Source organism: Microcoleus sp. (genome assembly GCF_041354475.1).
GTDB lineage: Bacteria > Cyanobacteriota > Cyanobacteriia > Cyanobacteriales > Microcoleaceae > Microcoleus.
Genome location: NZ_JBGJZU010000054.1, coordinates 33,316 through 43,749, shown reverse-complemented (window position 1 = coordinate 43,749; position 10,434 = coordinate 33,316). Strand labels below are relative to the sequence as shown.

Below are 10,434 nucleotides of genomic sequence, written 5' to 3'. Positions count from 1 at the left end.
TTGCTTTCATTGTTTTTGCTGTTTGAATTACTCGATTATACCATGATTTCCAGATTTAATTGACAGCATCAAAGAGAATTAAATCCGTCCTAAAAGGACGGGGCTTCAGACCCAGCTTTTTGGTGAAGCCGCCGCCGAATTATCCCTCTGTCTAAACCCCAGGGCTGGTGTCTCTTGCTGCGGTCAGGATTTAAAGCCCTTAGAGGTTTTCTTTTTGTCCTGGGGTTTGGATTTTGACTTATTGACTTCGCCTAAAGCTTCCTGGAATAAATTGTGCAGGTGCTGGGGAACGCTGGCTATTTCCGGCAATTCTGGTTCTAAGGGTTTTTTGAATTCTTGCAGCAAGGGATCTAAATCCCGATCGATCTGAAAATCAGGCCGTTCCAAAAATGTTTGCAACACTTGTTCTAATTTTGCAGAGTCAAATTTAGCTAGCCGATGCCAAATCCCAGCATTAATGGCTGGATCTTCTAAATAGTTGCGAACCAACTTTTGGGCATCGGGGATGCTGGCCAAGTCTGCTGCTGCTAGGATGGCGGTAAATTGAGTATAGGTAGATAAAAATGTTTGGCCCCAGCGGGGATGAGAAAGTGCTGTAACCTGTTCAGCCTTTTTGAAGCGATCGGGCAATTCGACTTTAGGCATGACCATTTTTGAGTTAGCATTACTGTCGATCGCCACTTCAACTACTTTGGCATCGGCACCGCTGGCTGCGATCGCTGCTGCTTTGACTTGTTCTCGATCCATTCCCGCATCTTCCACTATCTCGGCGAGAGACTTGGTTTCGTCCAAGCCTGCGTCAGTTAAGCGTTTTTTAGTAATTACTTCCTGAAATTCTGCCAGTTTTTTATTGAGATGATATCCCGATAGAGTCAATTCATCGCTACCAAAAAAATCCGTAAAATCCTTGTGGTACTGTTCTACGGAACTCCAAGCTTGCTCTAACAATTCCGGCGCATCGCTGTAGAGTTGATTTTTGTAATTCTGCTTAAAATTGCCGATCGCCACTGCCAATTTCGGCTTACCCAATTTCCCCATCGGTATGGGAGGGCCCGATAGTATCCAGGAGTTATCTGTCAGAGGTGCAATGCGAGTTAGTAAAATGTCTCCCAACTTAAACCGAGATATTTCTTGCTCAAAAGTAGGACTGTTGGGTTGGACAGTGTAGTGCTTGGCCGTCAACCAATTCATTAGTTCCAGGCTATCGGGGGCAATTTGACTGATTTCAAACAAGCCTGTGAAGCTTCTGTGCAGCCAACTGTCTAGTAAATTGCGATCGCCCTCGGTTAAATCTGACTGACTGGCGACAAACAGGTCGATCGGCGTTTTTGTTCCAACTTTACCTTCTACTGTAAAGCTGTCAATTATTTGATTTTGATGAGCAATATCATAGCGTTCCCGCGAAGAGCGATCGGCAACATAAGCTTCCAAAGCTACCGCCAACTCTCCCTCAGCTTCCAGTACAAAGTCAATTAAATTTTGCTTGAGAGTCCAAGCTTGTGCCAATAATTCTTTCACAAGTTATACCTATGTTTGAACTGTCTGTTCTGAATTAGTTTAATGATATAGTAATCCTTGCAGGAGTCGCAAGTTTTTTACCCCACCCCAACCCTCCCCTTATTAAGGTCCGGGAGCAAGAAATTCACAAATGATTTAGAATTGCTATAGTGCTAATTGTGTCGTCATCTTGCCCAAAAAATCTTTTTTTAACTAAGCTTAAAAATACCCCTCCCTGAAACAGAGAGGGGTTTAAAACTCGCATAATTTGGCTAAACTTGTGTGACAAAGAATGTACACCGAAAAACCGAAATACTCGCGATCGCCCTTAGCGGCCGTCTTTATCTATGTCTCCAGGAATAGCCCGTTCCACCCGGTCCCAAGCATCTCGCGTAGCGTGCTTAGCTTTTTCCCACTGCAAATGAGACTTACCACGATTGGTTTCGTAATCGCGCTGCAAATCGTCTTCGAGTTCATTGAAACTCTTACCAGTACCGGAGTAGCGGCTGTATCCCTCATAACCAGTGCGGTAGGCCGGCTGATAATCTTCGTAAGTAGTGCTGGTGTCTGCGTAAGGGCGAGAAGTGTAGTTATTTTGCCAGTAAGCATCTTCTACCGTAGGGTCGATCGCCTCTGCGACACCTTTACCAGCCAAACCACCGCTAAACGCGCCCACAACAGCCCCGACAACAGCTCCCACTGGTCCGCCGACAGCACCGCCGATCGCAGCACCCGCAGCACCAGCACTTGCCGCACCGATACCAGTTCCCACTGGATGTGCTCCGGTTTCCCCGGAAATCGGGTCTAGGTTGGCATCAGGTTGTTTCACAGATTTTTCATTATTTGCCATGATATTTTTTTCCTTTTTCTTTCACTCTAACTATCACTAAATCTACTTAAAAAACTGCTATTTATTCATCTTCCTTAAGGCTGGTTCTACTCATTTGTATACTCTGCCTATGGGTAATAATTTCATCTCAATCCCAGAATGAAACAACCCTCACCCCTTGGTGGGAGGTGGGGGATTTAGAGGGTTCTAGACTTCGCCTACAACCGACACTTATTGTGGGGTTTCCCGATGCCCGGTGCCCCATGGCCGATGATTAACTTTTGTTAATTTATTCGTTACCAGTGACCTTTTCGATAAAATCTTCAGCTTTTTCTACTAAACTCTCTTCTGGATGCTCTGCTTTGTACTCATCCAAGCTTTCTTCGTAAACCTGCTCTACTTTTGCAGGATTTTGAGCAGCTTTCACGATGTCATCATAAGCTGCTTGGGGATTCAAATCCTCGAATTTTTCTGCGGGGTCAGTAATTTTAGCGTCTTGTGGTACTTGATTGTTATAGATGCCTGCGGCGCGAGCAGTTTGAGTGGGTACTACAGCTAAACCAATTAAAGCCAGCATCAAACCCAAAAAAACACAGCGACCTAACGTTTGTCCCAAAGTTTTTAAAACGCGCTTCATGTCAATTTCTCCTGGTATTTTAAGAATTAGTTATTGTGCTAGCAATTATAGTAAGACGCTGATTGCTACACTGACTTCTATCTGAAGATAGATTAACCCATCAAACTCGATCTATTTTGAGGTGACGACTCTCCATCGATCGTTCAAATAGCTCCGTAGAAAGGGCTTGTTCTACAGACCAAACCCCTGGTTTTGTCAATTTGCCTTCTAAAATTAATTGAGCGATGCTGCCAGTACCGATGCCCGTAGCAGCAGCAGCATTGTCATGTAGGGCGATGGAGCAAACTTGAGCTGGTTTGCCATTTTTAATGCCACTCACTTGCGATCGCACCGCCACCCCAACCCCACTAAAACTATTAGTAACACCAGTCATCCCATAACTAACATAGGACAGAAATTCAATCACTCCTTTATTTTTGAGCCAGCTAGGGGGCCAGTATTTAGCAACAAACCAGGTAAGATGATTGTAAAGGTCAGGAAAAGTGCCGAATTTAGTAATAACTGTTTTGACGGGAAAAGTTTCTGGCAAAGTCATAACTTCCGGCATATCGAACCAATAAACCCCTGTTTTGCCGTAGGGTGCTGGAAATTCAATAGTTTCGCGATCGGTGTAGGGTTTTACCTGCTGCCAATTGCCGTTTTTCCAAACATCAAAAGGCGTTTGCAAACCTAAAAAAGTGGTTCTCATGACGGTGACACCAGCACCACCAGAACCGCCAACCACATAACTCAAATGAATATGTTCCGCTGTATCTAACTGCTCCACATCTCGGCGAACCATACTATTAGAAATGCCAGGAAAAATGCCAGTATTAATAATCGCAGTAATCCCCGCTTTTTGGGCAATTTCGCGCAAGTCTAACGCTCGGTGAGTAAAACTGCGGCTGTCGCTAACATCCGTATAATTAACACCAGCTTCTATGCAAGTTTTCAGTACACTAGCATCTCGGTAGTGAAAAGGCCCAGCGGTGTGAATGACCAGGTTAGAGGATGAAACTGCTTCTCGCAGAACTGTACTGTCTGCAATATTTAAAGGCAAATACTGCACCCGCTCCGGCGGCAATCCATCCCCTATGGAGCCTTCAGCTTCCCGTCCAGTCACAGTAATTTCGGCATCGGTATGGGTAACAAGGTCTAGGGCGACGCTGCTGCCAATTCGTCCCCGGCCTCCAATAATCAAAACTCGGTTTGCCATTGCTCAAAAATGGGTAACGGTAATATGAGTATTTGAATTTTAGGTGATGGTTTGCATCTACACAAAGTATGAATTTGCGATACCTAATATCTTCCACCAATTTCCCTAACCCCAGAGGAGCGCGGAAAGCCAATAAATCAACCTAATTGCAGACAAGTTAAATAAACCCCACCCAGGTTTTAAATCCTTTATTGACAAGGTTCGATGTCTGAGTTAAAATATAAGAATCATGAACACTCACTTATATTTTTAATCCTCCCATATTTTTAATCCTCCCATATTTTTAATCCTCCCATAATCAATCAAAGATTAAATACTATGACCGCAGAAGGTAATGTAGCTGATACGGGTATTGTAGAAGAAGCTAACCAACTAATCGCAGAAAAAAAAGCATCAGATATGCCTGAAGCACTCGAAATATTGAAACAGCAAGCTAAACGCGATAAAGATAAAGAAAAAATGGAAAAAATCAAAAGAACCCTGAAAGCCTTTGGTGGCAAACATAGCCGATACAGCGGCAAAAAGAAGAAGACCAAAAGGTAAGCTGCTCAAAGAAACATCTCCCAAAATTAGTCTGCAATTAGTGTAGTACCACGAAATTCAGAGAGTTTTGGGGGATGTCGAATTACTCACACTTAGTCATTTTGATACTTGCGTAATGCCATTTAATTTAACTGACTAAGTGTGAAAATAACCTAGACTGGAAGCACTAAAATTTAGGGATGTGCAAAAATTATGGATAAGCTGACAACTGAAACACTGCTAGATTATTGCGATTCTGATGATTATGCCCTGCAAATAGAAGCATTGATACAGCTTGTAGATGCAGAAGTTTATGCGGCTGTACCGAAAATATTAAGATTGCTAAAATCCGCCGATGAATTAATTAGATCCGGTGCAGCCGAGGCATTAGGTTATCTAGGTTCAGAGGAAGTAGAGACAGTTAGCCTTGCATTAATGCCTTTGCTAAACGATCCAGAAGAACTGGTTAGGTGTGAAGCCGTGGAGGCTCTGGGAGAACTTGGTTATAGTCCTGCGGTTGTACCGATAGAATATATTCTCAGACACGATCCTTCAGCACTGGTTCGCGCATCAGCAGCAGAAACTCTTGGATATTTAGAAGAACCATCAGCTATAGAAACTCTGGAGCTTTCACTGCTTGATGTTGATGAAGATAAAGCAGTTAGAGGGTATGCTGCTAATTCGATCGGGCTTTTAGGTACGCCGCAGCTATTGCCAAAACTGGAAGAGTATCTAAAATTAAAGCTTCCTTTATCAGTAAAAGCTGAATTGCTGGGAGCGCGGTACTGGTTGGGCGCAAAAGAAGATATCGAGAAGCTATTGAGTTTGTTGGATAATGCTGATGAACATTTAGCAATGCTCATCCTGAATATTTTAACAGATTTGACCGAACGGGAGGATCAGCCAACCTTGGCAAAAGATGCTCCCGATTTAGAAAGGGTATTGAGGTCGATCGCAAATCGTTTTCCCTTCACAGGAAATCAACCAGAAAAAATTCTCACACTCGCACATTGATAAATCATATCAAATCCGGTAGCATCTGAATTATTCATCTCTCTATTCTCTCCCTCTGTGTCCTCTGTGTTCTCTGCGGTTAAATCATTCCGATGTAGCCGGAAACGATATCACTAAAAAAAAACGCAGATGTGATTCATCTGCGCCCATCTGCGTTTATCTGCGGTTGCTAAAAAGCTTACTTCTCATTCCCGCCAAACACCGACTTAGCAGTCGATTTCAAAGAATTAGCGGCATCCGCCAAAGTCTGGGCGATCGGCTGCTGTGCGTGCATGAAAACGCGAGCCGTGTTGCGCCCCGGCATCCCGGAAATTGAGCCGCCCGGATGGGTACCGGCCCCGGTGAGATACAAACCGTCGATCGGCGTTTTGTAATTCGCCAACTCCGGTAAAGGGCGGAAAAATATCATCTGATCCAGCGTCATATCAACGTGGTAATAATTTCCCTTCAACGCCCCCAAACGCTCTCCCAATTCCGCCGGACTTTCCACCCGACGGCCGATAATAGACCTCTTGATATTGGGTGCATATTCTGCCAATTTGTCAATACAGCGATCGGCAACTTTGTTTTTGAGCTCATCCGTCCAACCCGTACCGTGCTGGCCCGTTCCCTCAGCATTTTCGATTTGGTAAGGAGCAAAAAATTCAATCCAAGCTGTATGGTGTCCCGGAGGAGCCATTGACGGGTCTCGTACCGTCGGAAACACCACGTACATCGAGGGGTCAGAATCGGGAATTCTGCCAATAGCAGGGTCGGTATGAGCAATTTCAACGTGTTTTACGGAGTCGGCAATTAACACCGAACCCATTAAATATTCGTCTCGATGATTCCAGCGATCGAACTTGGGTACTTCATTGAGAGCTAAATCTATTTTCAGAATAGTTTCATTGTTATTCACAATTTTACGCTCCAATCTTTCCCGCAAATTCGGGTCAGCAGCATCGACATCACTATCATCCATTAAATGCAAAAACAAACGCTTCGCATCAATATTAGAAATAACACCTTTGGTAGCGCGATATTCTGTGCCGTTGGCAACTCGAACTCCGACAGCGCGGCCATCATCCACTAATATTTTTTCGACGTGCTGATCGGTGAGCACCACACCCGAATAGCTTTTCACTAAATTGAGTAGTGCTTGGACTAATGCACCCGTTCCTCCGCGCGGTCTTGCCATGCCGGGATTGTGACGCATTGCCAGCATAATTGCGCCGATCGCGATCGTTTTTTGCGATGGAGGAGCGCCTAATTCTGCGGCCAGTCTGGCTAAGGGTGCTTTCAAAAATTCCTCGTCAAACCACTCGTTGAGAATGTCCTCAGCGCTGGTAATCATCGTGCGTACAAAGTCCAGGGTTTTTTCTGGGGAACCGATGACTGAAAATAAATCTTTGAGTTTGGCAATATTATAGTTGCCAGCAATATCTATAATGGACTTTGGCGGCGCATTGAACATCGGAATCATCGCATTTAACGCCCGTTGCCAAAAATCGGTATATTCGGCATATTTTTTAGCATCGCGCTCGTTGTAGCGGGCAATTTCAGCACAAGTTTTTTCTACGGAACTGTGCGCTAAGAAATATTTGCCGTCGGGATGGGGACAAAAGGCAACTGGATCGCAGTAAAGATATTCTAAACCGTATTTTTCCAGTTCTAGTTCTTCTACAACAGGCCCTAAATGGATAAATTCGTGGTCGATCGCGCACAGGTTGAATTTAAAATCCGGCAATTCGGGAATCGCAGCTTCAGTAGTTGCGGCACCACCGGGAACCGAACGTTTTTCTAACAGGAGGACGGTATATCCGGCTTTGAGGAGATAAGATGCACAGACCAGTCCGTTATGACCTGCTCCGATGATAATCACATCATAGGTTTGCATAGATGAAGCTCTGAGAATGGGATATTTTGCTCATTTTACAAATCTTAACAGTTTGACCAACTCTACCAGGAGAAATAGATTAATCTTGGAGAATAGTTTTAGTATCTGACAAAAGATGCAGCCTATATTAACTGCATGGTGAGAGCGACTGCATTATATCATAGGTAATAGGTAATAGGTAATAGGTAATAGGTAATTGGTAATTGGTAATTAGTAATGCCTTATGCCCATCCCCCTTCCCCCCTTGGGGGGGGCTAGGGGGGGTTCCCCATTACCCATAACGCCTGTAACTCACCTAACTGAGAAAGGCTATAACTCGTAACTAATTACTTCACTTGTTGCAAGGCTGCCTCAGCTTTTTTTGCACCATCATTGTTACCTTGCTGGCGATAATTATCGAGGGCTTGCTGAAAAGCTTGAATTGCTTCGGATGTGCGATCGCGCCTTTGGAGAGCAGTACCCAAATTATAATAAGCTTCGGCTCTGTTAGGCTCAAGCTGAATGACGCGCCGAAAAGTGATAATCGCTCCTAAGAAATCTTGTTTTTGCAGTTGAATTTCCCCGATCGCAGCGTGTGCTTGCACTAAATTTGGTCGCACCGCCACAGCCCGCTGATAAGCTACAAGGGCTCCGTCTAAGTCGTTTTGACCTTTGAGAAGTTCGCCGATTTCTAACTGCACATCGGGATTGCGAGGCTCTAGTTTCGCAGCTTCTTCAAAAGCGGCCAGCCCTTCGGCTGTGTTGCCATTACGCAGTAAAGCAGTACCTAATTTTAACTGTACGCTGGCTTGTTTGGGAGCGAGTTTAGCCGCTTGCTGGAGGATGTCAACGGCACTGGAAAAATTGCCCTGTTGGATTAATACTAAACCCATGGAAGAATAAGCTTGCCAACTTTTAGGCTCGATGGCGATCGCCTGTTGGTAGGCTTTAAAAGCGCCACTGTAATCTTGTTGCTGAAAGAGTACCACGCCCAGACCGATCAGGGCATTCACATTTTTGCGATCGAGTTGGGCGGCGCGGCGGTAGGCGGTAGCAGCGGCCCGATAGTTTTGCAAATTCGCCATCGCATATCCTAGGGCGTATTGAAAGTCGGCATTGTTGGGTTGGAGACTGATGGCTTGTTGATAAAATTCAACTGCTGCTTGATAGTTGCCCTGACGTGCTTCTAAATAACCAATACCGGAAAAAATACGCGGGTTTTCACCATCTAAACGGGCTGCTTGCTCATAAATGGCGATCGCCTTACCGTATTCTCCCAAATCGACTAATTCGCGCCCTTTTCGCAGCAAAGCGTCCAAATTAGAATTATTTTCAGGATTGACTTGAACAGAAGTTTCCGCACAGAGTGCTCGCAGTGGCGCGGAGACAGCAAATCCCGCTAGCAACAACGTACTGAATACCAAGAGACTTTGTTTGTACACGGCCATTTGTTTCAAAGAGTGTGTGGTGGAAGGAAAGAGCGAATTAGTATCCGTTTGCTAAACAGACAACTGAGGATTAACCAGGAATGTTTGAGGGACCAGATGTAGTAAATCTACAGAACTAGACAAACTCAAAATATTCGCGATCGAGGCCAACAGATGATTGTAACAACAACTGATGTCATTCAAGGATCGGAAGTCCAATCTTACCTGGGAATTGTAACTGCTGAGGTGGTCTATGGCACCAATGCCCTGCGAGATTTCTTTGCGGGCATTCGGGACATCATTGGTGGGCGCACCGGCAGTTACGAGGAAGTTTTCCTCAAAGGACAGCGAGATGCCCTCGCAGAGCTGGAACAACGAGCTCAGAGGCTGGGAGCAAACGCCGTAATCGGGGTGGAAATTGACACCGGCACGATTAATGTAGACGCCAAGGGGGCTTTGCTGCTGATTACTGCTGTTGGGACAGCGGTAAGACTGCGCTAAGCAGTCCTTTCTTTATACATCCGTAAATGTTTATAAATGGATCGATTAGTTATTGGTCATTAGTCCTTAGCTAATAGCTATTAGCTGTGGACTGAGGGCTAATGACTTTTTCGTTTATTTCTTGAGACATAGATACTGGTTATTTCCCTAGGCAGATATAGTTTCTATCCATCTGGGCAACAATCAATATTTGTAGGGAATGCTGTTAAAAAAAATCCATCTATCAAATGTAAACAAACACAAGAAAAGAAAAAGCTATGGCATACGCAAATAGACCTGTAGATAACATTGTTGCCGAACCAATTGTGGTGAATTCAGTGATGGAATACCACGATCGAGTCCGGTGGGGTCCGATTTTTTCAGGTTTGGTAATTGCGATCGGCTCCCAATTGGTATTAAGTGCTTTGGGTGCTGCGATCGGCTTGAGTAACATTGCTAATTCAGGAGCTCCCCGCAGTATAGCCGGCAGCGTCGGTACCGGCGTCGGAATCTGGTCAATAATCAGTTTATTAATTAGCTTGGGCCTTGGCGGTTGGGTAACTGCTCGCGCTTGCGGGCCAATGAACCGCAATACAGCGCTGTTGAACGGAGCAATTTTGTGGGCAACTACCTTAACAATTGGCTCTTGGCTGTTAGCAAATGGAGTAGCAGGTACTTTTGGAGTAGTGGCTGCTAATGCGGGAGAAGCGATTAATCAAGCGCAGCAGGGCGGGGTGGATTTACCTAACCAAGCACCTAACGTTACCGCTCAGAATGCTCGCGATATTGCTGGTAATGCTGCGAAAGCTGGTTGGTCGTTTTTGTTCGGTTCCCTGTTGGGTTTAGTGGCGTCAATGGCTGGAGCATCTGCTGGCGCGCGCACTCCCCGAAATCACTCTTAAGATGGAGTTCGGGCCTTGGGAATTGCGCATTTTTTCTCGTTTTCCTCGTTCCCAGGTTCTACCTGGGAACGCAGAT

At 45.1% G+C, this 10,434-nt stretch carries 10 protein-coding genes; 4 read left to right on the top strand and 6 right to left on the bottom strand.

The features are described from left to right. Positions 1–183: 183 nt before the first annotated feature. The 4 genes from ACBR23_RS19225 to ACBR23_RS19210 all read right to left on the bottom strand — a co-directional run bounded on the left by ACBR23_RS19225 (position 184) and on the right by ACBR23_RS19210 (position 4,158). On the bottom strand, positions 184–1,518 hold the full coding sequence (locus ACBR23_RS19225) for a hypothetical protein (RefSeq protein ID WP_371120271.1): 1,335 nt from the start codon (positions 1,516–1,518) through the stop codon (positions 184–186). Positions 1,519–1,825: 307 nt separating this feature from the next. Next, complete coding sequence (locus tag ACBR23_RS19220; RefSeq protein ID WP_371115202.1) at positions 1,826–2,347, bottom strand: hypothetical protein; 522 nt, start codon at positions 2,345–2,347, stop codon at positions 1,826–1,828. A gap of 268 nt (positions 2,348–2,615) precedes the next feature. Then, complete coding sequence (locus ACBR23_RS19215) at positions 2,616–2,963, bottom strand: hypothetical protein (RefSeq protein WP_371115203.1); 348 nt, start codon at positions 2,961–2,963, stop codon at positions 2,616–2,618. Positions 2,964–3,063: 100 nt separating this feature from the next. Further along, positions 3,064–4,158 carry a saccharopine dehydrogenase family protein gene (locus tag ACBR23_RS19210; RefSeq protein ID WP_371115204.1) on the bottom strand — a complete coding sequence of 365 codons (1,095 nt, stop codon included), beginning with the start codon at positions 4,156–4,158 and terminating at the stop codon, positions 3,064–3,066. A 318-nt stretch (positions 4,159–4,476) separates the two neighbouring features. Between ACBR23_RS19210 and ACBR23_RS19205 the strand changes: the two genes are divergently transcribed. Together ACBR23_RS19205 and ACBR23_RS19200 are read left to right on the top strand one after the other, a co-directional pair. Further along, on the top strand, positions 4,477–4,701 hold the full coding sequence (locus tag ACBR23_RS19205) for a polymorphic toxin type 34 domain-containing protein (RefSeq protein WP_371115205.1): 225 nt from the start codon (positions 4,477–4,479) through the stop codon (positions 4,699–4,701). Between the two features lie 192 nt (positions 4,702–4,893). Further along, the gene (locus tag ACBR23_RS19200; RefSeq protein WP_371115206.1) at positions 4,894–5,694 is read left to right on the top strand and encodes a HEAT repeat domain-containing protein; all 801 of its coding nucleotides are present in this window, start codon (positions 4,894–4,896) and stop codon (positions 5,692–5,694) included. Positions 5,695–5,872: 178 nt separating this feature from the next. Here the strand turns inward: ACBR23_RS19200 and crtO are convergent, their stop codons facing one another. Both crtO and ACBR23_RS19190 read right to left on the bottom strand, forming a co-directional pair. Beyond that, positions 5,873–7,570, bottom strand: a complete 1,698-nt coding sequence (gene crtO, locus ACBR23_RS19195; RefSeq protein ID WP_371120272.1) for a beta-carotene ketolase CrtO — start codon at positions 7,568–7,570, stop codon at positions 5,873–5,875. Between the two features lie 326 nt (positions 7,571–7,896). Beyond that, complete coding sequence (locus ACBR23_RS19190) at positions 7,897–8,997, bottom strand: tetratricopeptide repeat protein (RefSeq protein ID WP_371115208.1); 1,101 nt, start codon at positions 8,995–8,997, stop codon at positions 7,897–7,899. Between the two features lie 153 nt (positions 8,998–9,150). On the opposite strand from ACBR23_RS19190, the gene ACBR23_RS19185 reads away from it, so the two are divergent. Beyond that, a complete protein-coding gene (locus ACBR23_RS19185; protein ID WP_341732316.1) occupies positions 9,151–9,477 on the top strand; it encodes a YbjQ family protein in 327 nt (108 codons plus the stop codon). A 257-nt stretch (positions 9,478–9,734) separates the two neighbouring features. After that, positions 9,735–10,358 (top strand): hypothetical protein, encoded by a 624-nt coding sequence (locus tag ACBR23_RS19180; RefSeq protein ID WP_371120273.1) that lies wholly within the window; start codon positions 9,735–9,737, stop codon positions 10,356–10,358. Positions 10,359–10,434: the final 76 nt, after the last annotated feature.